The organism is Pseudorhodoferax sp. Leaf265 (genome assembly GCF_001422365.1).
In the GTDB taxonomy this organism is placed as follows: domain Bacteria; phylum Pseudomonadota; class Gammaproteobacteria; order Burkholderiales; family Burkholderiaceae_C; genus Pseudorhodoferax.
In genome coordinates, this window is record NZ_LMMT01000023.1 from 21,364 (window position 1) to 44,296 (window position 22,933).

A 22,933-nucleotide genomic window follows, 5' to 3' on the forward strand; every position below is an offset into this window, starting at 1 on the left:
GGCCCGCTGGCCTGCTGGAGGAATTCCGCCGATGTTCAAACGTGTGTCGCTGCTGTGGACCCTGGTCCGGGGTGACCTGATGAAGTTCTGGTGGGCGCTGCGCGACCCGCGTGCGCCGCGCTGGTTCAAGCTGGCTGCGGCCGGCCTGCTGGTCTACCTGCTGAGCCCGGTCGATCTGCTGCCCGATGCCATCCCGTTCCTCGGGGTTGTCGACGACCTGGTGCTGCTGCCACTGGCCCTGCGCTGGCTGCTCGCGCGCCTGCCAGCAGGATTGCAGGCCGACTTGGCGGCCCGCGCCGGCTGAAGCTCAGCGCTCGGCCGGTACCAGCCTCGCCAGCGCGTCGAGTACACGCGCCACCGACTGCGCTGCGCGTGCATCGGCCAGGCCGCCCTCGGCATCGAACGCCTCGTTCGCCCGGCCGAGCGCGAACTGCTGCGGCACCACCAGCATGGCGAAGGCCATCTGCAGATACTGCCGAACGAAGTTCATGGCACGCAGGCCGCCCAGCGGCCCGGGCGAGGCCGACAGCAGCCCTACCGGCTTGTCGGCGGTGCTGGTCAGGCCCGCAGGATGGCCGTCGGCCGCCTGGATGCGCGACAGCCAGTCGAAGGCGTTGACGAACAGCGGCGTCGGAAAGCCGTTGTACTCGGGCGTCACCACCAGCACGGCCGTGCTCTCGGCAATGGCCTGCTGCAAGGCCAGCGCGCCGGCCGGCACGCCCTCGGCGGCCTCCAGGTCGCCGTCGTAGACCGGCAGCGCCAGCGTACGCAGGTCCAGCAGCTGCGCCTGCCAGCCGCCCGCCTGTGCCACGCGCGCCGCATGGCGCGCCAGCTGGACATTCAAGGAGCCGGTGCGTGCGCTGGCGGGGATGACGAGGAGACGGCGTGCAGACATGGATGAACTTCGGGAACAAGAACATGGAACGCCGCCCGACGGGTCGGCCGGGCGGCATTGTGGCCCAAGTCGGGCGTTCGCCCTTGGCTTCGCCGCGCCATGCAAAAGACGGTCGGGCGCCCGACCATAATCCGCCCGCCACCAACCACGGGAGAAGACATGCACAAGCGAAATTTCCTGGCCGGCGCCGCGCTGGCCGCCGCCGGCGCGGCCCGGGCCCAGGGTGCCGCCAAGCCGGCCGCTGGCGGCCAGCCCACGCTGCTCACGGTGGGCGGCGCGATCGGCAAGGGCAACCGCGGGCCGCTGGACAAGGCGCTGGACCAGATGATGGCCAAACACAAGGTGCAGTTCAGCACCGCTTTCGCCTTCGACGGCGTGGCGCTGCAGCGCCTGGTGCGCGTGCACATCACGCCCACGCTGGAATACGACAACAAAAAGCACAAGCTGAGCGGCCCGCTGCTGACCACCGTGCTGGCCGAAGCCGGCGCCGACCTCAAGGCCCCGCTGCGCCTGGGCCTACGCGCGGTCGACGGCTACAACGCCGTCCTCTCGCTGGCCGACGTGCAGGCCTACCGTATGGTGGTGGCCACGCACCTGGACGACCAGCCCATGGCGCTCGGTGGCCTGGGCCCGCAATGGGCGGTGTACGACGCCGACAACCTGTCCGCGTTCAAGGACAAGCCCGTGCACGAGCGCTTTGCACTGTGCCCCTGGGGCGTCTATTACATCGACGTCGCGCTGCAGGGCTGAGCGCCCTGCCCTGATCGATGGATCAGTCGCGCTCGCGGTCTTCGAGTGCGCGGTTCAGGCCCAGTGCACCCAGCGTGCAGGCTGCGCCGGACAGCAGGTAGACGCTCACGTAGCCCAGGCCGAAGTGGGCCGACAGGCCCAGTGCCACCAACGGCGCGAAGGCCGCACCGAACAGCCAAGCGATGTCGGAGGTCAGCGCCGCGCCCGTGTAGCGGTAGCGCGGTGCGAAGTTGGCCGTCACCGTGCCGGAGGACTGGCCATAGGACAGCCCCAGCAGGATGAAGCCCAGCAGGATGAACACGTCCTGGCCCAGCGTGCCGCCATCGAGCAGCGTGGGCGCGAAGCCACTGAACACCGCGATCATGGCCGCCAGCGTGCCCAGCGTGCGACGGCGGCCGTAGCGGTCGGCCAGCCGGCCCGACATCGCGATGCTGGCCGCGCACAGGAAGCCGCCCAGCACCTGGATCAGCAGGAAGCCGACGATGGACTGCTCGGTGTACAGCTGGATCCAGGACAACGGGAACACCGTGACCAGGTGGAACAGCGCATAGCTGGCCAGCGCCGCGAAGGCACCGATGAACACGTTGGCGCCCTGCGTGCGCACCAGTTCGGTGGCGGAGACGGGCTCGAGTTCACGCTGGTTCAGTTGCTCCTCCACGTCCTCGGCCACCACCAGCCGCAGCCGCGCGAACAGTGCCACCACGTTGATCGCGAACGCGACGAAGAAGGGGTAGCGCCAGCCGTAGTCGAGGAAGTCGGCATGCGACAGCGCGCCGTACAGGTAGGCGAACAGTGCGCTGGCCAGGATGAAGCCGATCGGTGCGCCCAGCTGGCCCAGCATGGCATACCAACCGCGCCGGCCCTTGGGTGCGTTCATCGCCAGCAGCGACGGCAGGCCGTCCCAGGAGCCGCCCAGAGCCAGCCCCTGGCCGATGCGCAGCGCGGCCAGCAGCCAGACCGCCGTGAAGCCCAGGCTCGCGGTCCCGGGCAGGAAGGCGATCCCGGCGGTCGAGGAGCCGAGCAGGAACAGCGCAATCGTCAGCTTGGTGGCCCGGCCCCAGCGGCGCTGGATGGCCATCGAGACCACGGTACCGATCGGCCGCGCGATGAAGGCCAGCGCGAACAGCGCGAATGACCACAGGGTGCCGTCGAGCCGCTGCATGTGCGGAAAGAACACCGCGGGAAACACCAGCACCGAGGCGATGCCGTAGACAAAGAAGTCGAAGTATTCGGAAGTCCGGCCGATCACCACGCCGACGGCGATGTCGCCCGGGTCGACGTGGTTCTCGGTTTCAGGAAAGCGCCCGTGCTGGCGCTCGTCGAAGGAAATGGGAAGGGTTGCTGCTTGGCTGATGCTGGACATCGAGCGGTCTCCACTGGGTTTGCCACTTGCCTATCGAGAGGCCACTATATACCGTGGCATGTGGGCGCCGCGCTTGATGTAGGACAAAACGTCCAATCGCCCAAGCCATGAAGCCCGGATACATTTCCGGGTTATCTGCAACCCGGAGTAACCCGCAGAGGGTTGCCCGAACCCCCGTTCAACAGCATGCGCCTACTGAACCTCCTCCGAGCACCGCTTCTACTCGCCATGGCCGGCCTGCTGGCCGGCTGCAGCAAGATGGTCGTGCTCTTTCCAGCCGGCGACGTCGCGGCCCAGCAAGGTCGGCTGGTGGTCATCGCCACTTTGCTGATGCTGCTGATCGTGGTGCCGGTGATCTTCCTGATCCTGCTATTCGCCTGGCGCTACCGCCAGGACGGCAAGCATGCCCAGACCGACTACGACCCGGAGTGGCACCACTCCACCAAGCTCGAACTGGTGATCTGGTCGGCCCCGCTGGTCATCATCATCGCGCTGGGCGCGCTGACCTGGATCAGCACCCACCAGCTCGACCCGTACCGCCCGCTGGACCGCATCGCCGCCGGCAAGCCCATCCCCGAGAACACCAAGCCGCTGGAGGTGCAGGTGGTCTCGCTGGACTGGAAGTGGCTGTTCTTCTACCCCGAGCAAGGCATCGCCACGGTCAACGAACTGGCCGCGCCGGTGGACCGCCCCATCCTGTTCAAGCTGACTTCCAGCCACACGATGAACGCGTTCTACGTGCCCGACCTGGCCGGCATGATCTACACCATGCCCGGCATGCAGACCGAGCTGAATGCGGTGATCAACAAGCCCGGCGTCTACAAGGGCATGTCCTCGCACTACAGCGGCGCCGGCTTCTCTGGCATGACCTTCAAGTTCCACGGCCTGTCCAACGAGGACTTCGACAAGTGGGTCGCCAAGGCCAAGGCCGAAGGCCAGCCGCTCACGCGCAACGCCTACCGCGACCTCGTCAAGCCCAGCGAGCGCAACCCCGTGGCGCTGTTCTCCACGGTCGAGGACGGCCTGTACCAGCGCGTGCTGAACCTGTGCGTCGAGGACGGCCAGACCTGCATGCACGAGACGATGGCCAAGGACGCCCAGCGCGCCCAGGCCCAGACCGCCGCCCGCAAGCTCGCCGCCGCATCGGAGGATGCCCTGTGCACCGCCGCCACGCGCACCGATCTCCAGGAATTCTGATCCATGGCCATGACCGAACACACGACCGCGCCTGCACACTGGTTGCTGGGCCGCATCACCTGGGACTCGATTCCGATGTCCCACGAACCCATCCTGCTGTGGACCTTCATCGCCGTCTGCCTGGGTGGCCTGTTCGTGCTCGCGCTGCTCACCAAGTTCCGCCTGTGGGGCCCGATGTGGCGCGACTGGCTGTGCAGCATCGACCACAAGAAGATCGGCATCATGTACATGGTGCTGGGCATCGTGATGCTGCTGCGCGGCTTCGCCGACGCCGTCATGATGCGCCTGCAGCAGTCCATGGCCTTCGGCGAGAACATGGGCTACCTGCCGCCGCACCACTACGACCAGGTGTTCACGGCGCACGGCGTGATCATGATCTTCTTCGTGGCCATGCCGCTGGTCACGGGCCTCATGAACTACCTCGTGCCGCTGCAGATCGGCGCGCGCGACGTGGCCTTCCCGTTCCTGAACAATTTCAGTTTCTGGATGACCACGGCCGGTGCCGTTCTCGTGATGGTCTCGCTGTTCCTGGGTGAGTTCTCCACCTCGGGCTGGCTGGCGCTGTCCAACCTGGGCCACCAGAACCCCGGGGTCGGGCTGGACTACTACATCTGGTCATTGCAGATCGCGGGGGTCGGCACCACGCTGTCAGGCATCAACCTGCTGGTGACCATCGTGAAGATGCGCGCGCCCGGCATGGACATGATGAAGATGCCGATCTTCACCTGGACGGCGCTGTGCACCAACGCGCTGATCGTGGCCTCGTTCCCGGTGCTGACGGCCGCCCTGGTGCTGATGAGCCTGGACCGCTACCTGGGCACCAACTTCTTCACGAACGACCTGGGCGGCAACCCCATGCTGTACGTGAACCTGATCTGGATCTGGGGCCACCCCGAGGTCTACATCCTGGTGCTGCCGGCCTTCGGCGTGTTCTCCGAAGTCGTGGCCACCTTCAGCCGCAAGCGCCTGTTCGGCTACACCTCCATGGTGTACGCCACGGTGTGTATCACCGTGCTGTCGTACCTGGTGTGGCTGCACCACTTCTTCACGATGGGCTCGGGCGCCAGCGTGAACGCCTTCTTCGGCATCACCACCATGATCATCTCGATCCCGACCGGGGCCAAGATCTTCAACTGGCTGTTCACCATGTACCGCGGCCGCATCCGCTTCACGGTGCCCATGCTGTGGACGGTGGGCTTCATGGTCACCTTCGCCATCGGCGGCATGACGGGCGTGCTGCTGGCCGTGCCGCCCGCGGACTTCGTGCTGCACAACAGCCTGTTCCTGATCGCCCATTTCCACAACGTGATCATCGGCGGCGTGGTGTTCGCCATGTTCGCCGGCATCAACTACTGGTTCCCCAAGGCCTTCGGCTACAAGCTGGACGAGTTCTGGGGCAAGGTCTCGTTCTGGTGCTGGCTGGTCGGCTTCTGGGTGGCGTTCACGCCGCTGTACGTGCTGGGCCTGATGGGCGTCACGCGCCGCGCCAACCACTTCGAAGATCCTTCCCTGCAGATCTGGTTCGTGATCGCCGCCTGCGGCGCCGGCATCGTCGCTCTGGGCATCGGCGCCTTCCTGGTCCAGCTGGGCGTGAGCTATTTGAAGCGCGACCAGCTGCGCGACCACACGGGCGATCCGTGGGACGGCCGCACGCTGGAATGGGCCACCTCCTCGCCCCCGCCGCAGTACAACTTCGCCTTCACCCCGGTGGTGCACGACGTGGACGCCTGGTGGGACATGAAGAAGCACGGCTACAAGCGCCCGCTGTCCGGCTTCCAGGCCATCCACATGCCGCTGAACACTGGCTCCGGCGTGGTGCTCTCGGTGCTCTCGCTGGTCTGGGGCTTCGCGCTGATCTGGCACATGTGGCCGCTGGCCATCGCCTCGTTCGCGGCCATCGTGATCGGCGCCATCGTCCACACCTTCAACTACAAGCGCGACTACCACATCCCGGCGGCTGAAGTGGTCACCACGGAAAACGCGCGCACCCAACTGCTGGCACAACATGGCTGATCTGGCTCATTCAAGCGTTCACGGCGCGCACGGCGCCACCGCAGTGCGCGAGTACCACCTCGCGCACGAACCGCACCCGGAGAACGGCACCGCGCTGGGCTTCTGGCTTTACCTGATGAGCGACTGCCTCATCTTCGCCGCCCTGTTCGCCACCTGGGGCGTGCTGGGCCGCAGCTTCGCCGGCGGCGCAGGCGGTGCCGAGCTGTTCGATCTCAAGCTGGTGGCCCTCAACACGGCCTTCCTGCTGCTCTCGTCCATCACCTTCGGCTTCGCCATGCTGCGCAAGCAGGTCAACGACAAGAGCGGCACGCTGATCTGGCTGGCCGTCACGGGCCTGTTCGGCCTGGCCTTCCTGGCCGTGGAACTCTACGAGTTCCGCCACCTGATCCACGAAGGCGCCGGCCCGCAGAGCAGCGCCGCCATGTCGGCCTTCTTCGCGCTGGTCGGCACCCACGGCCTGCACGTAACCTTCGGCTCCATCTGGCTGGTCGTGCTCATGGTGCAGATCGCCAAGCACGGCCTGATCCACGAGAACAAGCGCCGGCTGATGTGCCTGTCGATGTTCTGGCACTTTCTGGACGTTGTCTGGATCGGCGTCTTCACCTTCGTCTATTTGATGGGAGTGCTGTGATGGCCTCGGATACCCATGCACACCACGACGGTCACCACGATGACCACCACGGCGACGTCGGCCCGCACAGCTCGATGCGCGAGTACGTGATCGGCTTCGTGCTGTCCGTCATCCTGACGGCCATCCCGTTCTGGCTGGTCATGGCCAACGTGATCCAGGATCGCACCACGGCCATCCTGGTGCTGGGCGGCTTCGCCATCGTGCAGGTGCTCGTGCACATGGTGTACTTCCTGCACATGAACGGCAAGGTCGAGGGCGGCTGGACCATGCTGTCCACCATGTTCACGGTGGTCTTCGTGGCGATTGCGATCGCCGGCACGCTGTGGGTCATGTTCCACATGAACGCCAACATGATGCCCTCGCACGGCGAGCACCAGCAGCAACCCGCTGCGGCGCACCAGCGCCACACGCAATGACCCGTGCGCGCGGCCTGCCCTGGGTGCTGCTGGCCGCGGCCCTGCTGAGTGCGGTGTTCCTCGCGCTGGGCACCTGGCAGGTTCAGCGCCTGGGCTGGAAGAAGGGCCTGATCGCGCGCACCGAGGCGCGCGTCAGTGCCGCGCCGGTGGCCCCGCCGGACGCGCGGGCCTGGCCCGCAATCCAGGCCGCTCCCCTTGATTTCGAGTACCGCCGCCTGCGCCTGCAAGGCGAATTCCTGCACGCCGACGAGGCCCTGGTGCAGGCCAGTACCACGCTGGGCGCCGGCTTCTGGGTGCTCACGCCGCTGCGCCTGCAGGACGGCAGCATCGTGCTCGTCAACCGTGGCTTCGTGCCACCCGACCGGCGCGACCCCGCCAGGCGCGCGGCCGCTCCGCCGGCCGGCCCGGTCAGTGTCACCGGCCTGCTGCGCATCAGCGAACCGCATGGCGGCTTCCTGCGCGAGAACGACCCGGCGGCCAACCGCTGGCATTCGCGCGACGTGGCGGCCATCGCCGCCGCGCGCGGCCTGCCCGCCGACCGCGTCGCGCCCTACTTCGTCGATGCGCAGGCGACGCCTGCCGGCCAGTGGCCCGTGGGCGGGCTCACGGTGCTGCGCTTCACCGACAACCACCTGGTCTATGCGCTGACCTGGTTCGCGCTGGCGGCCATGGTGGCGGCCGGCGGGTGGTATGCGTGGCGCTCGACGCGCCGCTTGCCGGACTGACAATCCGGCCCCATGCCTGCTTCCACCACCGGCGCCGCGCCCCCTTCCGCGCGCCCGGCCGGCCCCGACAAGGCGGCCGGCCTCAAGAATCTGCAGCAGCTGATCCAGCTGCGCTGGATCGCCGTGTTCGGCCAGGTGCTGACCATCGAAGTCGTGCACTACGGCCTGCGCATCGCAATCCCGGTCGAGCCCATGCTGACCGTGCTGGGCTGCCTGGTGGCCTTCAACGTGCTGTCGCTGCTGCGCGCGCGCACGGGCCGGCGTGTGACCAGCGTGGAGCTCCTGGTCGCGTTGCTCGTGGACGTGGCCGCGCTCACGGCCCAGTTGTACCTGTCCGGCGGCGCCACCAACCCCTTCGTGTTCCTGTACCTGCTGCAGGTGATCCTCGGCGCCGTGCTGCTGCCGGCCTGGGCCACCTGGACCATGGTGGGCGTGACCTCGGCCTGCTTCGCCGCGCTGGCGCTGTGGGCCCAGCCGCTCGCGCTGGCGCCCGACCACCACCGCGGCCTGGCCAGCCCCTACATGATGGGCACCCTGGTGAGCTTCGCACTCACGGCTGCGCTTCTGGTGACCTTCATCACGCGCATCGTCGGCAACCTGCGCGAACGCGATGGGCGTCTGGCCGCACTGCGCCAGCGCGCGGCCGAGGAGGAGCACATCGTGCGCATGGGCCTGCTCGCATCCGGCGCGGCGCACGAGCTGGGCACGCCGCTGTCCACGCTCGCGGTGATCCTGGGCGACTGGCAGCATCTGCCGCACTTCAGCTCCGAGCCCGAGCTGGCCGACGACGTGGCCGAGATGCAGGCCCAGGTCGCGCGCTGCAAGGCCATCGTGAGCGGCATCCTGCTGTCGGCCGGGGAGGCGCGCGGCGAATCCTCGCGCGCCACCACGCTGAACGCCTTCCTGGACGAGGTGGTGCAGCGCTGGCGCCAGCGCCGGCCCTGCCCCGGCTTCGTCTTCGACAACCAGATCGGCGACGACCTGGCCATGGTGGCGGACTCCGCCATTCAGCAGATGATGGTCAACGTGCTGGACAACGCGGCCGAGGTCTCGCCCGACCACGTGCGCCTGCAGGCCACGCGCAGCGGCGACCAGCTGGTGCTCACCGTGCGCGACCGCGGCCCCGGCTTCGCCTCGCAGATGCTTGCGCAGCTCGGCAAGCCCTACCAGTCCAGCAAGGGCCAGCCCGGCCGCGGCCTGGGCCTGTTCCTGGTCGTCAACGTGGCGCGCACACTGGGCGGCTACGTCGCCGCCCGCAACCTGGACGGCGGCGGTGCCGAGGTCCGAATCACCCTGCCGCTGCCGGCCATTGCCCTGCAGGAGGAAGATAGCGCCGATGACCGATGAGCCCCTGGAACGCCGCCTGCTGATCGTTGAGGACGATGCCGCCTTCGCCCGCACGCTGGCGCGCTCGTTCGAGCGCCGCGGCTACGCCGTGCGCGTGGCCACCGGCCTGGAGCAGCTGCTGGTGCAATTGCAGGACTTCGCACCGAGCCACGCCGTGGTCGACTTGAAGCTGGCCGGCGAGGCCTCGGGCCTGGCCTGCGTGCAGACCCTCAGCGCGCGCGACGAGACCATGCTGATCGTGGTGCTGACCGGCTTTGCCAGCATCGCCACCGCCGTGGAGGCGATCAAGCTGGGAGCCTGCCACTACCTGGCCAAGCCGTCGAACACCGACGACATCGAGGCCGCCTTCGGCCGCGCCGAGGGTACGACCGAGGTCGAGCTGACGAACCGCCAGAGCTCGATCAAGACGCTGGAGTGGGAGCGCATCCACCAGATGCTGGCCGAAACCGGCTTCAACATCTCCGAGACCGCGCGCCGCCTGGGCATGCACCGGCGCACGCTGGCGCGCAAGCTCGAGAAGCAACAGGTGAAATAGCGCGCGCCGGGCCGGGCGCGTGCGTCCTGCAGCCCGTCCGGGCAGGCCTGCCGTCAGCGCGGGCGCATGCAGTCGGCGTGGTGCGGGTTCTTCAGCGCGCGTCGCGCGTGGTAGTCGAAGGCCACCGCATTGCGTTTGGGCCGCAGGATCCAGTCGTGCGCCTCCTGGCCCAGGCGCGGGTCGATCGGCTGCACCTCGCCGGCGGCCATGGCCAGCAGCTGCATGCGCGCCGCGCGCTCGAACGCGATGGCCAGCACGCAGGCTTCTTCGACGCTGGTGGCGGCCACCAGCAGGCCGTGGTGCGAGAGCAGCAGCGCCCGTTTGTCGCCCAGTGCCGCCGAGATGAACTCGCCCTCCTCGTTGCCCACCGGGATGCCCGGCCATTGGCCGACGAAGGCCACGTCGTTGTAGAGCACGCAGTTGTCCATGTGCGAGACGATCAGCGGCTGCTCCAGCATGCCCAGCGCCGCCGTGTGCACGGCGTGCGTGTGCACGATGCAGTTCACATCGGGCCGCGCGCGGTAGACCCAGGAGTGGAAACGGTTGGCCGGGTTGGCCATGCCGTCGCCTTCGAGCACGTTGAGATCCTCGTCCACGCGCAGCAGGTTGTCCTCGGCGATCTCGTCGAAGCCCAGGCCCAGGCGCTGGGTGTAGAACTCGCCGGGCTGGCCCGTGCGCGCGGTGATCTGGCCGGCCAGGCCGGAATCGTGGCCGTTGTCGAACAGGATGCGGCAGGTCAGCGCCAGCTTCTGGCGCAGCGTGTAGCCGCTGTCGGCCAGGTGAGCGTCCATCTGCCGGTGGGACAGCGCGACGAGCGCGTCCTTGTCGAGCGTGAAGGTGTCGGTCGTGGATGCCATGGGGTCTCCTCCTTGCGGAATCAGGTTTCGAGGGTGGAAAGGTTGCGCCCGGGCTCGCCCGGGAACAGCGCGGCATAGCCCGGCAGGTCTTCGATGCGTTGCAGCCAGGCCACGATGCCGGGATAGGCCGCCAGGTCGATGCCGCCCATGGGCGCCATGCGCGTGTAGGGGTACAGCGCGACATCGGCAATGCTGGGGTGGTCCATGGTGGCGACCCAGCCGGCTGGGCCCTGGCGCTGCAGTTGTGCCTCCAGCAGCGCCAGCGCCTCGCGGGCCTCGTGGGCGTAGGCCTGCATCTGCGCCGCCTGCGGGTCGCGGTTGCGGTGCAGGGCCAGGTGCAGGCGCAGCTTGGCCAGCGGCTTCATGTGCCGCTCCTGCTCGAACGCCAGCCAGGTCAGCACCCTGGCCTGGTCGGCCAGGGCCTGGGGCCACCAGGCGGTGGGCTGGGCCAGGTAGTACAGGATGGCCATGGACTCGGCCAGGTGGCTGCCGTCGTCCAGTTCGAGAACGGGCACCTGCGCCAACGGGGCGATGGCCAGAAAGGCCGGCTGCGCCAGGTCGCCGCGGTCGATCGACAGGGTCTGCCGCGCCAGCGGCAGGCCCAGCAGGCCCGCCATCAGGCGCACCTTCCAGGCGTTGCCCGAGCGCTGTGTGTCGTAGAGCTGCATGGGCGTGTCAGTCCAGCTTGGTGCCGGCGGCCTGGATCACCCGGCTCCACTTGGCAGTCTCGCGCTGGGCATGCGCCAGGTAGGCCGGCACGCCGGTCTGCATCGGCTCGATGCCCATCTCGGCCAGGCGCGCCACCAGCGCCGGGCGCTTCATGGCGCGGGCCAGCGCCGCGTTCAGGACGTCCACCTGCGCGGCAGGCGTGCCCGGCGGAGCCACCAGCGCATTCCAAGAGCCGATCTGGAACTCGGGCAGCTTCTGCTCGGTACTGGTCGGTAATTGCGGCGCGGCCGGGCTGCGCTGCTCGTCGGCGATGGCCAGCAGCTTGAGTTTTCCCGTCCTGGCATGGGGCGCGATGACCGGCAAGGCATCGATCACGATCTGCACCTGCCCGCTGAGTGCCGCGTTCACGGCCTCCGCACCGCTCTTGAACGGCACGTGGACGATCTGCGTGCCGCTCGCCAGCTTGAACAGTTCGATGCCCAGGTGCGGCGAACTGCCGTTGCCGGCCGAGCCGAAGTTCAGTGCGCCAGGGTGCGCCTTGGCATAGGCGACCAGGCCTGGCAGGTCGTTCACGCCGGGCACGCCGTTGACCGCCAGCACGTAGGGCGAGTTGCTCACCAGCGACACGGGCACCAGGGCTGCGGGGTCGTAGGCCAGCTTGCTGTAGAGCATCTTGTTGACGACCTGGGTGCCCACGGTGCCCAGCAGCAGCGTGTAGCCGTCGGGCTGGGCCTGCGCCAGCGCCTGCGCCGCGATGGCGCCGCCGGCACCGGCGCGGTTGTCGATCACCACCGGCTGGCCGAGCTCCTCGCCCAGGTGCTGCCCGACCAGCCGGCCCGCCACGTCGGTGATGCCACCGGCGCCGAAAGGAATGATGAGCCGGACCGGCTTGGAAGGATAGGACTGGGCCGACGCTGCGGTGGTCACCGCCAGCGTCGCGGCCAGGCCGCAGGAGACCACGAGAACCAGTGCCCGAAGGCGTGTGCGCAGCGACATACCATACTCCTTGGTTAGCAAACCCATGCCGGATCCGCCTTGATGCAGATCTGGAAACCAAGAATATTCTAGGAAACAAGTTTCCTGTACGCAACATGTCAATCAAGTTGAAGATCCTGCGCGTGCAAGCCGGCATGACGCTGGAGGATCTGGCGCAGGCGAGCGACCTGACGAAGAGCTACGTCTCGCGGCTGGAGCGCGGCCTGTCCACGCCGTCCGTCGGTGCCGCGCTGAAGCTGGCCAAGGCCTTGCGCGTTCCCGTGGAGGAAGTGTTCGCCGAACCCTCCGACAGCGATCCGGTGGTGATCCGGCGCGCCGAGGCGGCGCCGGAGCCGGCGCTGCATGCGCCGCGCATGGTCTCCAGCGCGCTGCCCGACCACAAGATGGTGGCCTTCGTGCTGAACCCGACCGACGAGCCCGTGCGCAACCACCCCATGAGCCACCACCGTGGCGAGGAGATCCTTTACGTGCTCAAGGGCCAGGTCGTGCTGCAGCTGGCGCAGCGCACCGAGACGCTGCGCGCCGGCGATTCGGCGCACTTCAACTCCAGCATCCCGCACAAGATCACCTCGGTCGGCAAGCAGCAGGCTTCGGTGCTGCTGGTGATCGCGCAGGAGGACTGAGCCCCCTGCCCCGCTGCGCTCAGTCCAGCTTGATGCCCAGCTCCACGGCCAGCTTGATCCAGATCGGCACCTCGGTGTCCCAGTCGCGCCGCGTACCGGCCAGGTCCTTGGGCTTGTTGGGGATGCCGAAGCTCTCGCGCAGCTTGCTGCCGCGCTCGGTCTCCACGCAGGCCAGCGCCACCTTGTTCAGCGCCAGCAGCACGGCCTCGGGCGTGCCGGCGGGCGCCATCAGGGCCAGGCCGCCTTCCAGCTTGACCAGTGGCGTGGCGATGCCCTGCTCGGCCAGCGTGGGCACGTCGGGCATCTTGGGCGAGCGGTAGTTGCCGGTCACGCCGATGGGCCGCACACCGCGGCCCTGCACGGTGTTGAAGGCCTGGTAGCTGCCGATGCCGATCTGGGCCGAGTTGCCCGCCACGTCCACCCACATCGGCGACTCGCCCTTGTACATGATGGTCTGGATCTTGGTGCCGGCATGGCGGTTGAGCTGGTCGGCCACCATGTGCGGGTACGCGCCCGGCGCGTAGCTGGCCATGTTGACTTGGCGCTCCCGCGCATAGGCGATGAATTCGCGCATGTTCTTCGCCGGCACGTCGGGCGCCACGGCCACGGCCAGCGGGCCCGAGGGAAACAGCGCGATCGGCGTGAGGTCGGTGTCCAGGTTGTAGGGCAGCTTGCTGTAGAGCACGCGGTTCTGCCAGACCGTGCCCGAGGTGGAGACCAGCAGCGTGTAGCCGTCCGGCTGCGCCTTGGCCACCTGGCTGATGCCGATGATGGCGCCGCCGCCGGGCCGGTTGTCCACCACCGAGGGCTGGCCCAGCGTCTGCGTGAAGTGGTCGGCGAACAGGCGCGCGTAGGCGTCGGTCAGGCCGCCGGGCGGGAACGGCACGACCACGCGCAGCGGCCTGTCGGGCCAGCGTGCCGTCTGTGCCTGCAGGCCGGGCACCAGGCTGCCGGCGGCGAGCGTCGCCATGCCCTGCAGGGTGCGGCGGCGCGAGAGGTCGGGGGTCGGGCGCATGCGTGTCTTCCTCCTGGTGTGGGGTGGTGCGGCGGCGCGCAGGACACGGCCGCCGGGCCGCATCATCGGGGCCGCGGCAGCGCGACGTAACCCGCGGATTCCCGCAGACGCTCACGCCGTGGGCAGCGCCCAGACCTGCCCGTCGCCGACCGCATAGCGCCGCCTGCCCGGTGCAGCGTCCACACGCCAGCCGCCCGTGAATTCGCCGAAGGCCGCCAGCCAGGCCTGGCCGTCCTCGGCCACGAAGCACGGCAGCCGCAGCCGGTCGCGGCCCGGGCCCTGCAGCACACAGGCCGGGTGCACGTGGCCTGCCAGCACGAAGTGCGTGGCGTGGCGCTGCGGATGGTGGCAACACGCGAACGGCCCGAGCAGGTGCGGCTCGTCGACCACGGCGATGTCCAGCCCCGGCGGCGGATCGCCGGCGTGGCTGTCGTGGTTGCCCCGCACCAGCGTGATGGCCAGCGCCGCATGCCGCGCGCACCATGTGGCCAGCGCGTCCAGCAGGGCCGGCGTGCGGGCCTGCTCGGCGTGCAGGAAGTCGCCCAGCACCACCAGGGCCTGTGCGCCATGCCGGGCGATCAGCATGTCCAGCCGCGCCAGATTGCGCTGGGTGGTGCCGGCCGGCACCGGCTGGCCCGCGGCGCGGAAGGTGGCGGCCTTGCCCAGGTGCAGGTCGGCGATCAGCAGCGTGTGGCGGGCCGGCCACCACACCGCGCGCTCGGGCAGCAGCACCAGCGGCTCGCCGGCCCAGACCACGCGTTGGCCCGGGTTCACAGGCCGTGTCTCCGGCGGGGCGGCTTGCGGGCAGCCTTGCCCAGATCGGTCTGCTGCCCGAACTGCAAGCCAGCCTGCACCTGCGCCACATCGTCCTCGGGCTCGCTGGCGGCCTCGCCCCCCGCGGCACGCTCGAGCTGGGCCAGCATGCGCGCGATGCGGTCGGCCACCCGCTCGTTGGACAACTGCTCGCGAAAGCGCTCCACCATGAGCGGAAACGCGAACGGCGTGGGCCGCGCCAGGGCGCACAGCACCAGCTGCCGGTCGTTCATGCGCTGCAGGGCCGACTGCAGCCGGCCGACTTCCAGCTCCTGCGCCAGCAACTCCTGCTCGGCCTGCACCAGCAGCTGGTTGGCCGGGTCGTACTTGCGGAACACCTCCCAGAACAGCGACGACGACGCCTGCAGCTGGCGGCTGCTGCGCCGCTCGCCCGGGTGGCTCTGAAAGACCAGGCCCGAGACGCGCGCGATCTCGCGAAAGCGCCGTTGCGCCATTTCGCCCGCGTTGAGGCTGGCCAGCACCTCGGCCAGCAGCGCCGGGCCATCATGGTCCTGGTGCAGCAGCTGGGGCAGCAGCGTGGCCCAGTCGACCTCGGTGGCGCTGAGCAGCTCGAAGCCGTAGTCGTTCACGGCGATGGAGAAGGTGCGCGGCGCCTGTTGCGCAGCCCGCCAGGCCAGCAGACTGGCCAGCCCCAGGTGCACCTGCCGGCCGGCGAAGGGGTAGAGGAACAGGTGCCAGCCTTCCCGTGACTTCAGGGTTTCGGCGAGCAGGGTCTCGGGCGTGGGCAGTGCAGACCAGCGCCGCTGCACATCGAGCAGCGGTTGCGCACTGCGCATCTCGGGGCTGTCGTAGTGGCCTTCGTTGGCGCTGGCCAGCGCGACGACGGCAGCGTCGGCCAGCAGCGAGGACAGCGGCATGCGCCCGCCGTTCCATCGCGGCACCGCGGCCTTCTTGCCGCTGGCGCGCCGCACCCAGGCCGTCATGTCGTGGATGCGCACCAGCTCCAGCAGGCGCCCACCGAACATGAACGCATCACCGGGCCGCAAGCGCGCCGCGAACCCCTCCTCCACGCTGCCGATGCGCGCCCCGCCCACGTACTGCACGACCATGCTCGCATCCGCCACGATGGTGCCGATGTTGGCGCGGTGCCGGCGCGCCAGCCGCGCATCGGGCACGCGCCAGACGCCCTGCTCGTCCGGCACCGCGCGGTGGTAGTCCGGGTAGGCCGTCAGCGCCGCGCCGCCCTGGCGCACGAAGTTGAGGCACCACTGCCAGCGCTCGGCGTCCAGCTGCGCGTAGGCATGGGTGCTGCGCACTTCGGCATACAGGGCATCGGGCACGAAGCCGCCGCCCAACGCCACCGTCACCAGGTGCTGCACCAGCACATCGAGCGGCTGCGACGGCGGGTCCCGCGCCTCCACCAGCCCCGCCTGCACCGCCGCACGCGCGGCCGCGCCCTCCACCAGTTCCAGGCTGTGCGTGGGCACCAGCGTGATGCGCGACGGCCGGCCCGGCGCGTGCCCCGAGCGCCCGGCGCGTTGCAGCAGCCGCGCCACGCCCTTGGGCGAGCCGATCTGCAGCACGCGCTCCACGGGCAGGAAGTCCACGCCCAGGTCCAGGCTGGAGGTGCAGACCACGGCGCGCAGCTGGCCGGCCTTGAGCCCGGCCTCCACCCACTCGCGCACCGCGCGGTCCAGCGAGCCGTGGTGCAGCGCGATGCTGCCGGCCCAGTCGGGCCGCGCCTCCAGCAGCGCCTGGTACCAGATCTCGGACTGCGAGCGCGTGTTGGTGAACACCAGCGCGGTGCTGCTCGTCTCCAGCTCGGCCACCACCTGCGGCAGCATGGCCAGCCCCAGGTGGCCGGCCCAGGGGAAGCGCTCGGCGCGCGGCGGCAGCAGCGTGTCGATGGCCAGCTTCTTGGGCACGGCGCCGCGCACGAGCTGGCCCGCAGACCCTGGCCCCAGCAACACCGCCATGGCCTGCTCCAGGTTGCCCAGCGTGGCCGACATGCCCCAGGTGCACAGCGCCGGCCGCCACTGCCGCAGCCGGGCCAGCGCCAGCTGCACCTGCACGCCGCGCTTGTTGCCCAGCAGCTCGTGCCATTCGTCCACCACCACCAGTTGCAGGTGCATGAACAGCTCGCGCGCACCGGCCCGTGCCAGCAGCAGCGACAGGCTCTCGGGCGTGGTCACCAGCACCGAGGGCAGGCGCCGGTCCTGCGCGCTGCGCTCGGCCGAGGTGGTGTCGCCGCTGCGCGCGCCGGCCGTCCAGTGCGGCGCCAGGTCGGCCAGCGGCTCGCGCAAGGCGCGCAGCGTGTCGGCGGCCAAGGCGCGCATCGGCGTGATCCACAGCACCGTGAGCGGCATCGCTGCGCCACGCGCGGGGGGCTTGCCGGCGAAGGCACCCAGTGCACCGAGCCAGACCGCGTAGGTCTTGCCGGCGCCCGTGGTGGCGTGCAGCAGGCCGCTCTGGCCCTTGGCCAGCGCCTGCCAGACCGCGCGCTGGAACGCGAACGGCTTCCAGCCGCGTGTGGTGAACCAAGTCCGTAGCGCTGTCTTCATCGCCGCGCAGCATGCCACGCCGTGCGCGCGTTCCACGCAGGACAAGCCCGCGTTGCGGGGGCCGGTCAGGACTTGCCGATGAACCCTGCCACGCCGTCGCGGAACGCCTGGCTGGCGTAGACCTCTGCGACGATGTCGTCGTCGTCCAGCCGCTGCTCCACCACGATGCGGCGGATGCTCTCCTTCACCGCCTTGTGCGTGACCGGCGACAAGGCCATCAGCCGCCCGGCCAGCGCGTGTGCCGCCTCGCCCAGCGCGGCCGCCGGGCACATCGCGTGCACGTAGCCACAGGCCACCGCCTCGGGCGCGCTCAGGTACTCGGCCAGAAGCAGCATGCGTTTGACGCGCGGCACCCCCAGCGCCGCCTGCAGCCGCGCGATATTGCGCGACGACAGGGTGTTGGACAAGGTCTTGGCGATCGGCGCGCCGAAGCGCGAGCCTTCGCTGCACAGCCGGAAATCGCAGGCCGTGGCCAATGCCAGGCCGCCGCCCACGGCCCAGCCTTCGATGACGGCGATCGTGGGCACGGCAATGCGCTCCACCGCGTCGATCACGCGCTCGACGAAAGCCTCGTAGGCGATGCCTTGCTGCCCTTCGCGGAAGTTCGCGAAGTGCCCGATGTCCGTGCCCGAGATGAAGGACTTGCCGCCCGTGCCGCGGAACAGCACGCTGCGCACCGCGCCATCGCGCTGGCAGGTGGAGATGTGCGCCAGCAGCGCCTCGTACATCGGCAGCGTCATCGCGTTGTGGCGCTGCGGCCGGTCGATCACGATCTCGGCCGCGCCCGAGGCGTGGACCTGCAGGCGCACGCAGTCGGCCTGGCTCATGCCGTCACCGCCCGGGCCTGCAGCTCGGCCAGGATCTCGGCGTTGTGCTCGCCCAGCAGCGGCGGGTGCCGGCGCACCTGCTGCGGCGTGCCCAGGAGCTTGACCGGAAAGCCGATGTTCTTGACCTTGCCCTCGATGGGATGGTCGATCTCCATGCACATGCGCCGGTGCGTGCCGTGTTCGCCCTCGAAGGCTTCGGGGTAGCTCAGGATCGGGCCGGCCGGGATGCCGGTGGCCAGCATCGCGGCGATCCATTCTTCGCTGTCGCGCTGGGTGAGCGTCTCTTCCAGCGCCGCGATCAGCGCCTCGCGGTGCTTGAGCCGCAGCGACACGCTGGCGTAGTCGGCATGCGCCGCCAGGTCGGGTCGCTCCAGCAGCGCACACAGCTTGGCCCACAGCTTCTGGTTGGTGGCGCCCATCACGAAGTAGCCGTCGCGCGCCTGCACCGCCTGGTAGGGCGCGCTCATCTTGTTGCTGGTGCCCAGCTTGGTGGGTGCCGCGCCCGTGCCCCAGTACTCCGACATGTCCCAGATCGAGAACGCCATCGCCGCGTCGAACAGCGACGCGTCGATGTGCTGGCCCTGCCCCGTCTTCTGCGCGCCGATGTAGGCGGCCAGCAGCGCCGAGGTGGCGAACAGCGCGCAGCCGATGTCGGCCACCGGCACGCCGGCCTTCACCGGCTTCTCGCCCGGATAGCCGGTCACGCTCATCACGCCCGACATGGCCTGCGCCATCAGGTCGAAGCCCGGCCGCTCGGCCCAGGGGCCGCTCTGGCCGAAGCCGGAAATGCTGACGTAGACGATCCTCGGGTTGATCGCGCGGATCGACGCGTAGTCGATCCGCAGGCGCTGCACCGCGCCGGGGCGGTAGTTCTCGACGATCACGTCGGCGGTCTTGGCCAGCTCGTAGAAGGTGGCGCGGTCCTCGTCGGTCTTGAGGTCCAGCGTCAGCGAGCGCTTGTTGCGGTTCATGTTCAGGAAGCCCATCGAATCGGGGCCCTTCATCTTGAAACCCATGGCGCCCCGGGTCTGGTCGCCGCCGGGCGGTTCGACCTTGATCACGTCGGCGCCCATGTCGGCCAGCATCATGCAGGCGAAGGGGCCTGCCATGACCTGGCTCACGTCCAGCACGCGCACGCCTTGCAGCGGGAGGGGTCGGGTTGCAGTCATGTCTTTCAGCCTTCTTCCGTGATTTTTGCGGTGCGCACCACTTCGCCCCACTTCTTGAACTCGCTGGCCATGAAGCCGGCGAACTTGTCGACGCTGCCGCCGCCGTCTTCGACGCCGAATCCGTCGAAGCGCGCCACCACGTCGGGCATGGCCAGCACCTTGTTGATGTCGGCATTGATCAGCGTCGCCAGGTCCTTGGACATGTCCCTGGGGCCGACCACGCCGTACCAGCTCGACACGTCGAAGCCCTTGAAGCCCTGCGCGTCCATGGTCGTCAGGTCCGGGAAGCCCTTGGCGCGCTGCACGCGGGTCTGCGCGATGGCGGCAGTCTTCTTCGCCTTCACCTGCGCCGTGGCGGCCGTCATGGTGTCGAAGCTGTAGTCGATCTGCCCGCCGATCAGGTCGGTCTGCAGCGGGCCGGAGCCCTTGTAGGGGATGTGGATGGTCTCCACGCCCGCAGCCATGTTGAACATCGCCGCGCACAGGTGCTGCACCGAGCCCGTGCCCGACGAGCCGAAGCTGATCTTGCCGGGGTTCTTGCGGCACTCCTCCACCACTTCCTTGACGGTGCTCGCGCCCTGACGGGCGGCGCTGGTCACCAGGATGTGCGGTGTGGCGCCCACCATGGCGATGGGCGCGAAGTCCTTGAGCGGGTCGTAGCTGATGGCCTTGAAGATGTGCGGGCCGATGGCGTGCGTGTTCACGTGCGCCATCAGCAGGTTCAGCCCGTCGGTGAAGCGCGTCTGCGCGAAGAAGCCGGCCGCCAGCGCGCCGGTGGCGCCGGGCTTGTTCTCGACCACCACCGGGCGGCCCCACAGCTCGGACAGCTTCTGCCCGACGATGCGCGCGAACACGTCGGTGCCGCCGCCCGGCGCCCAGCCGACATAGATCTTGATGGTGCCCTTGGGCAGCTCGGTGGCGGCCAGCGACCAGGGGGCGGCCAGTGCGGCGGTGGCGCCGGCCAGGAAGTGTCTGCGTTGCATGCGGTGCGGTCTCCTCGGGTGGTGCCGCGACTGTCGCGCCGCACCCGGACCGCGGCAATGGCGTGGAACGCATGCCTGGATTCGCGATCTGCGAAACCAGCCTCGTTCAGGCCCCGCGCAGCTGCCCCACCACGTTGCGCAGCACCTGCTCCTGTGCATGGCCGTCGACGAACGACAGCACGTAGGCCCGCCGGTGCCAGTCGCCATCGAGTTCGACCGAGCCCAAAGCGTCTTCCGGATGGAAGCTGCGCAGCACCTCGGGCGGCATCAGGCCCACGCCCAGGCCATGCCGCACCAGCGCCAGCATGGTGTCGAAGCCGCTGGCGGAAAAGTCGTTGGGGAACGACCGGCCGCGGCTGCGGTAGGCCCGCTGCACCGCCGCCAGCACGGCGGAGCCCTTGCCCAGGCTCACGATGGGCAGATCGAGGATGTCGTCGATGCCCACGGTGGCGGCGTCGAAGCCGAAATGCCGCCGGCTGTAGACCAGCACCAGCCGGTCCTGTCGGTAGTCGAACTTGGGCAGGTCGAGGAAACCGCTGGTCTTCTCGTAGATGCCCACGTCGATGACCTTGTCGCGCAGCAGCTGCTGCACGATCTTGCTGTTCTCCTCCAGGATCTTGAGCGCGATCTGCGGGTACGCATCGCGCAGCCGCGCGATGTCTGCCGCGAGGAACTGGATGATGGCCGCCTTGGGCGCACCGATGATGATGCGGCCGTCGCGGCCCTGGCCCAGCACCTGGGCATCGCCCGCGAGCCGGCCGATCAGGTTGTCGATCTGCCGGACATGGGCCAGCAGGCGCTCGCCGGCCTCGGTGACCCGGACCCCGTGCGGCTGGCGCTTGAACAGCCGGGTGCCCAGCTGCGCTTCCAGGTCGGTCACGCGCCGGGACGCGGCAGCCACCGCGAGGTTCAGCTTGTCGGCCGCACGCGAGATGCTGCCTTCCTCGGCGATCGCGAGGACCAGCTGGACCGTGGTGGAGTCGAGCTTCATGCCCTCAGCGGGCCGCGTCGCGCTCGCGCAGCAGGTGGTAGAGCACGATGGCGCCGAAGGTCGCCGTGCCGATGCCGCCCATCTTGAAGCCCGCGATGGACAGCGTCAGGTCGCCGGCCCCGGCCGTCAGCGCCACGCCGGCCGTGATCAGATTGCGCGGGCGCGAGAAGTCCACTTTGCTCTGCACCCAGATGCGCCCGCCCGTGGCCGCGATCAGGCCGAACACCACCAGCGCCAGGCCGCCGATCACGGGCACCGGCAGCGTCAGGATCAGCGCGCCGAACTTGGGCGAGAAGCCCAGCGCCAGCGCCACCAGCGCGGCCACCACGAACACCAGCGTGGAATAGATGCGCGTGACCGCCATCACGCCCATGTTCTCGGCGTAGGTGGTCACACCCGTGCCGCCACCGGCGCCCGAGACCATGGTGGCGATGCCGTCGGCCATGAAGGCGCGGCCCATCAGCGGGTCGAAATTGCGGCCCGTCATGGCCGCCAGCCCTTTCACATGGCCCAGGTTCTCGGCCACCAGGATCACGGCCACGGGAGCGATCAAGAGCATGGCCGTGCCGTCGAACACGGGCGCGCTGAACTTGGGCAGGCCGACCCACGCGGCCTGGCCCACGCCCGAGAAGTCGATGGGCTTGGCCCAGCCCAGGCCGTTGGCCGCGACCCAGTACAAGGCATAGCCGCACAGCGCGCCGAGCAGGATGGGCAGCCGCCCGGCCACACCGTGGCTGCGCACCGCGATCAGGCCCACGGCCAGCGCCGTCAGCAGCCCGATGCCGGTCTCCACAGGCGTGGCGCCCAGCATCTTGACCGCCACGGGCGCCAGGTTCAGGCCGATGGCCGCCACCACGGTGCCGGTCACGATGGGCGGCATGAGCCGCTCGATCCAGCCCGTGCCGGCCACCTGCACGACCAGGCCGATCAGGAAGTACAGCAAGCCGCAGGCGATGATGCCGCCCAGCGCCACGCCGATGTTGGCGTTGGGCCCGCTGCCCGCATAGCCCGTGGCCGCGATGACCACGCCGATGAAGGCGAAGCTCGAACCCAGGTAGCTCGGCAGCCGGCCGCCCGTCATCAGGAAGAAGATCAGCGTGCCGATGCCGGAGAAGAAGATCGCGGTGTTGGGGTCGAAGCCCATCAGGATGGGCGCCAGCGCCGTGGAGCCGAACATGGCCACCACATGCTGCACGCCCATGGCGATGGTCTGGCCGGTGGGCAGGCGTTCGTCGGGGGCGACTTCGCCGCCGGTCTTCAGGGTCCAGTCGGGAAACAGACCGCGCATGACATGGTTCTCCTCGTTGTGATGTTTTGTTGCGGCCAGCGGGCCGCATGCGAGCGCGCATTCTGCGCCTGCGCCATCGTCATTCCAAAGGATGCGCTGCTGCGGCGCCCCCCGTACGGTGAGCACCCTTCACAACGGGGCACGCCCATGCAATTGGCCATTCCGATGCCGACTCCGCCGCGTGCAGTGCAACGCCGCCTCTTCACAGAGTTCGAGAACGAAGGACACGCTGCCCGGTGGGTCTCGGGCCGGCGAATCCGCCTCCAGGACGCGCCATCGCGAGCGACTTGCAGGCAGCACTCTGCAAG

The 22,933-nt window shown here is 69.3% G+C and carries 23 protein-coding genes; 10 read left to right on the forward strand and 13 right to left on the reverse strand.

The window, feature by feature from the left end; translation table 11 throughout:
• Window positions 1-31: 31 nt before the first annotated feature.
• A complete protein-coding gene (locus ASF45_RS18695; protein ID WP_056665981.1) occupies window positions 32-304 on the forward strand; it encodes a YkvA family protein in 273 nt (90 codons plus the stop codon).
• Between the two features lie 3 nt (window positions 305-307).
• Here ASF45_RS18695 and ASF45_RS18700 read toward each other — a convergent pair whose 3' ends face one another.
• The gene (locus ASF45_RS18700) at window positions 308-895 is read right to left on the reverse strand and encodes an NADPH-dependent FMN reductase (RefSeq protein ID WP_056665983.1); all 588 of its coding nucleotides are present in this window, start codon (window positions 893-895) and stop codon (window positions 308-310) included.
• Between the two features lie 159 nt (window positions 896-1,054).
• Here ASF45_RS18700 and ASF45_RS18705 point away from each other — a divergent pair, with 159 nt between their 5' ends.
• Window positions 1,055-1,645, forward strand: coding sequence for a hypothetical protein (locus ASF45_RS18705; protein ID WP_056665985.1), 591 nt, complete (start codon window positions 1,055-1,057; stop codon window positions 1,643-1,645).
• Window positions 1,646-1,667: 22 nt separating this feature from the next.
• Here the strand turns inward: ASF45_RS18705 and ASF45_RS18710 are convergent, their stop codons facing one another.
• Window positions 1,668-3,008: an MFS transporter gene (locus ASF45_RS18710; RefSeq protein ID WP_082551124.1), complete on the reverse strand. Its 1,341-nt coding sequence runs from the start codon at window positions 3,006-3,008 to the stop codon at window positions 1,668-1,670.
• Between the two features lie 228 nt (window positions 3,009-3,236).
• On the opposite strand from ASF45_RS18710, the gene cyoA reads away from it, so the two are divergent.
• Genes cyoA through ASF45_RS18745 form a run of 7 tightly spaced genes read left to right on the forward strand, consistent with a single transcriptional unit; the run spans window position 3,237 to window position 9,872 of the window.
• Window positions 3,237-4,205, forward strand: a complete 969-nt coding sequence (cyoA, locus tag ASF45_RS18715; protein ID WP_156473090.1) for a ubiquinol oxidase subunit II — start codon at window positions 3,237-3,239, stop codon at window positions 4,203-4,205.
• A 9-nt stretch (window positions 4,206-4,214) separates the two neighbouring features.
• Window positions 4,215-6,218 (forward strand): cytochrome o ubiquinol oxidase subunit I, encoded by a 2,004-nt coding sequence (cyoB, locus tag ASF45_RS18720; protein ID WP_056666960.1) that lies wholly within the window; start codon window positions 4,215-4,217, stop codon window positions 6,216-6,218.
• Entirely contained in the window at window positions 6,211-6,849 is a 639-nt protein-coding gene (cyoC, locus tag ASF45_RS18725) for a cytochrome o ubiquinol oxidase subunit III (protein ID WP_056665988.1), read from the forward strand. Before cyoB ends, cyoC begins: the two co-directional genes overlap by 8 nt.
• Window positions 6,849-7,265 carry a cytochrome o ubiquinol oxidase subunit IV gene (cyoD, locus tag ASF45_RS18730; RefSeq protein ID WP_156473091.1) on the forward strand — a complete coding sequence of 139 codons (417 nt, stop codon included), beginning with the start codon at window positions 6,849-6,851 and terminating at the stop codon, window positions 7,263-7,265. Before cyoC ends, cyoD begins: the two co-directional genes overlap by 1 nt.
• Window positions 7,262-7,990: an SURF1 family protein gene (locus ASF45_RS18735; protein WP_056665993.1), complete on the forward strand. Its 729-nt coding sequence runs from the start codon at window positions 7,262-7,264 to the stop codon at window positions 7,988-7,990. The genes cyoD and ASF45_RS18735 overlap by 4 nt, the downstream gene beginning before the upstream one ends.
• Before the next feature lie 12 nt (window positions 7,991-8,002).
• On the forward strand, window positions 8,003-9,337 hold the full coding sequence (locus ASF45_RS18740) for an ATP-binding protein (RefSeq protein WP_056665996.1): 1,335 nt from the start codon (window positions 8,003-8,005) through the stop codon (window positions 9,335-9,337).
• Window positions 9,327-9,872: a response regulator transcription factor gene (locus ASF45_RS18745; protein ID WP_056665999.1), complete on the forward strand. Its 546-nt coding sequence runs from the start codon at window positions 9,327-9,329 to the stop codon at window positions 9,870-9,872. The genes ASF45_RS18740 and ASF45_RS18745 overlap by 11 nt, the downstream gene beginning before the upstream one ends.
• Window positions 9,873-9,925: 53 nt before the next feature.
• Here ASF45_RS18745 and ASF45_RS18750 read toward each other — a convergent pair whose 3' ends face one another.
• From ASF45_RS18750 to ASF45_RS18760, 3 genes are read right to left on the reverse strand one after another with little or no spacing between them, the layout of a single operon-like run.
• On the reverse strand, window positions 9,926-10,729 hold the full coding sequence (locus ASF45_RS18750) for an aldolase (protein ID WP_056666001.1): 804 nt from the start codon (window positions 10,727-10,729) through the stop codon (window positions 9,926-9,928).
• Window positions 10,730-10,749: 20 nt separating this feature from the next.
• Window positions 10,750-11,397 carry a glutathione S-transferase family protein gene (locus ASF45_RS18755; protein WP_056666005.1) on the reverse strand — a complete coding sequence of 216 codons (648 nt, stop codon included), beginning with the start codon at window positions 11,395-11,397 and terminating at the stop codon, window positions 10,750-10,752.
• 7 nt (window positions 11,398-11,404) lie between these two features.
• A complete protein-coding gene (locus tag ASF45_RS18760; protein ID WP_056666009.1) occupies window positions 11,405-12,394 on the reverse strand; it encodes a tripartite tricarboxylate transporter substrate binding protein in 990 nt (329 codons plus the stop codon).
• Window positions 12,395-12,489: 95 nt separating this feature from the next.
• Here ASF45_RS18760 and ASF45_RS18765 point away from each other — a divergent pair, with 95 nt between their 5' ends.
• The gene (locus ASF45_RS18765) at window positions 12,490-13,017 is read left to right on the forward strand and encodes a helix-turn-helix domain-containing protein (protein WP_063887721.1); all 528 of its coding nucleotides are present in this window, start codon (window positions 12,490-12,492) and stop codon (window positions 13,015-13,017) included.
• Window positions 13,018-13,036: 19 nt separating this feature from the next.
• On the opposite strand, the gene ASF45_RS18770 is transcribed toward ASF45_RS18765, so the two are convergent.
• The 8 genes from ASF45_RS18770 to ASF45_RS18805 form a co-directional block, all read right to left on the reverse strand.
• Entirely contained in the window at window positions 13,037-14,032 is a 996-nt protein-coding gene (locus ASF45_RS18770; RefSeq protein ID WP_056666014.1) for a tripartite tricarboxylate transporter substrate binding protein, read from the reverse strand.
• A gap of 111 nt (window positions 14,033-14,143) precedes the next feature.
• On the reverse strand, window positions 14,144-14,806 hold the full coding sequence (gene pdeM, locus ASF45_RS18775) for a ligase-associated DNA damage response endonuclease PdeM (RefSeq protein WP_056666017.1): 663 nt from the start codon (window positions 14,804-14,806) through the stop codon (window positions 14,144-14,146).
• Entirely contained in the window at window positions 14,803-17,367 is a 2,565-nt protein-coding gene (locus tag ASF45_RS18780; RefSeq protein WP_056666020.1) for a ligase-associated DNA damage response DEXH box helicase, read from the reverse strand. Before ASF45_RS18780 ends, pdeM begins: the two co-directional genes overlap by 4 nt.
• A gap of 65 nt (window positions 17,368-17,432) precedes the next feature.
• Window positions 17,433-18,194 carry an enoyl-CoA hydratase gene (locus ASF45_RS18785; RefSeq protein ID WP_056666022.1) on the reverse strand — a complete coding sequence of 254 codons (762 nt, stop codon included), beginning with the start codon at window positions 18,192-18,194 and terminating at the stop codon, window positions 17,433-17,435.
• On the reverse strand, window positions 18,191-19,363 hold the full coding sequence (locus ASF45_RS18790; RefSeq protein ID WP_056666025.1) for a CaiB/BaiF CoA-transferase family protein: 1,173 nt from the start codon (window positions 19,361-19,363) through the stop codon (window positions 18,191-18,193). The genes ASF45_RS18785 and ASF45_RS18790 overlap by 4 nt, the downstream gene beginning before the upstream one ends.
• A gap of 5 nt (window positions 19,364-19,368) precedes the next feature.
• A complete protein-coding gene (locus tag ASF45_RS18795; protein ID WP_056666028.1) occupies window positions 19,369-20,346 on the reverse strand; it encodes a tripartite tricarboxylate transporter substrate binding protein in 978 nt (325 codons plus the stop codon).
• A gap of 106 nt (window positions 20,347-20,452) precedes the next feature.
• Window positions 20,453-21,337: a LysR family transcriptional regulator gene (locus ASF45_RS18800; RefSeq protein ID WP_056666032.1), complete on the reverse strand. Its 885-nt coding sequence runs from the start codon at window positions 21,335-21,337 to the stop codon at window positions 20,453-20,455.
• A 4-nt stretch (window positions 21,338-21,341) separates the two neighbouring features.
• Window positions 21,342-22,625 carry a solute carrier family 23 protein gene (locus tag ASF45_RS18805; protein ID WP_056666036.1) on the reverse strand — a complete coding sequence of 428 codons (1,284 nt, stop codon included), beginning with the start codon at window positions 22,623-22,625 and terminating at the stop codon, window positions 21,342-21,344.
• Between the last annotated feature and the right edge of the window lie 308 nt (window positions 22,626-22,933).

What these genes read in the sequence shown, in the direction of transcription:
- ASF45_RS18695 (WP_056665981.1), top strand. Translation starts at nt 32, where the DNA reads ATGTTCAAACGTGTGTCGCTGCTGTGGACCCTGGTCCGGGGTGACCTG.
- ASF45_RS18700 (WP_056665983.1), bottom strand. Translation starts at nt 895, where the DNA reads ATGTCTGCACGCCGTCTCCTCGTCATCCCCGCCAGCGCACGCACCGGC.
- ASF45_RS18705 (WP_056665985.1), top strand. Translation starts at nt 1,055, where the DNA reads ATGCACAAGCGAAATTTCCTGGCCGGCGCCGCGCTGGCCGCCGCCGGC.
- ASF45_RS18710 (WP_082551124.1), bottom strand. Translation starts at nt 3,008, where the DNA reads ATGTCCAGCATCAGCCAAGCAGCAACCCTTCCCATTTCCTTCGACGAG.
- cyoA (WP_156473090.1), top strand. Translation starts at nt 3,237, where the DNA reads ATGGCCGGCCTGCTGGCCGGCTGCAGCAAGATGGTCGTGCTCTTTCCA.
- cyoB (WP_056666960.1), top strand. Translation starts at nt 4,215, where the DNA reads ATGACCGAACACACGACCGCGCCTGCACACTGGTTGCTGGGCCGCATC.
- cyoC (WP_056665988.1), top strand. Translation starts at nt 6,211, where the DNA reads ATGGCTGATCTGGCTCATTCAAGCGTTCACGGCGCGCACGGCGCCACC.
- cyoD (WP_156473091.1), top strand. Translation starts at nt 6,849, where the DNA reads ATGGCCTCGGATACCCATGCACACCACGACGGTCACCACGATGACCAC.
- ASF45_RS18735 (WP_056665993.1), top strand. Translation starts at nt 7,262, where the DNA reads ATGACCCGTGCGCGCGGCCTGCCCTGGGTGCTGCTGGCCGCGGCCCTG.
- ASF45_RS18740 (WP_056665996.1), top strand. Translation starts at nt 8,003, where the DNA reads ATGCCTGCTTCCACCACCGGCGCCGCGCCCCCTTCCGCGCGCCCGGCC.
- ASF45_RS18745 (WP_056665999.1), top strand. Translation starts at nt 9,327, where the DNA reads ATGACCGATGAGCCCCTGGAACGCCGCCTGCTGATCGTTGAGGACGAT.
- ASF45_RS18750 (WP_056666001.1), bottom strand. Translation starts at nt 10,729, where the DNA reads ATGGCATCCACGACCGACACCTTCACGCTCGACAAGGACGCGCTCGTC.
- ASF45_RS18755 (WP_056666005.1), bottom strand. Translation starts at nt 11,397, where the DNA reads ATGCAGCTCTACGACACACAGCGCTCGGGCAACGCCTGGAAGGTGCGC.
- ASF45_RS18760 (WP_056666009.1), bottom strand. Translation starts at nt 12,394, where the DNA reads ATGTCGCTGCGCACACGCCTTCGGGCACTGGTTCTCGTGGTCTCCTGC.
- ASF45_RS18765 (WP_063887721.1), top strand. Translation starts at nt 12,490, where the DNA reads ATGTCAATCAAGTTGAAGATCCTGCGCGTGCAAGCCGGCATGACGCTG.
- ASF45_RS18770 (WP_056666014.1), bottom strand. Translation starts at nt 14,032, where the DNA reads ATGCGCCCGACCCCCGACCTCTCGCGCCGCCGCACCCTGCAGGGCATG.
- ASF45_RS18780 (WP_056666020.1), bottom strand. Translation starts at nt 17,367, where the DNA reads ATGAAGACAGCGCTACGGACTTGGTTCACCACACGCGGCTGGAAGCCG.
- ASF45_RS18785 (WP_056666022.1), bottom strand. Translation starts at nt 18,194, where the DNA reads ATGAGCCAGGCCGACTGCGTGCGCCTGCAGGTCCACGCCTCGGGCGCG.
- ASF45_RS18790 (WP_056666025.1), bottom strand. Translation starts at nt 19,363, where the DNA reads ATGACTGCAACCCGACCCCTCCCGCTGCAAGGCGTGCGCGTGCTGGAC.
- ASF45_RS18795 (WP_056666028.1), bottom strand. Translation starts at nt 20,346, where the DNA reads ATGCAACGCAGACACTTCCTGGCCGGCGCCACCGCCGCACTGGCCGCC.
- ASF45_RS18800 (WP_056666032.1), bottom strand. Translation starts at nt 21,337, where the DNA reads ATGAAGCTCGACTCCACCACGGTCCAGCTGGTCCTCGCGATCGCCGAG.
- ASF45_RS18805 (WP_056666036.1), bottom strand. Translation starts at nt 22,625, where the DNA reads ATGCGCGGTCTGTTTCCCGACTGGACCCTGAAGACCGGCGGCGAAGTC.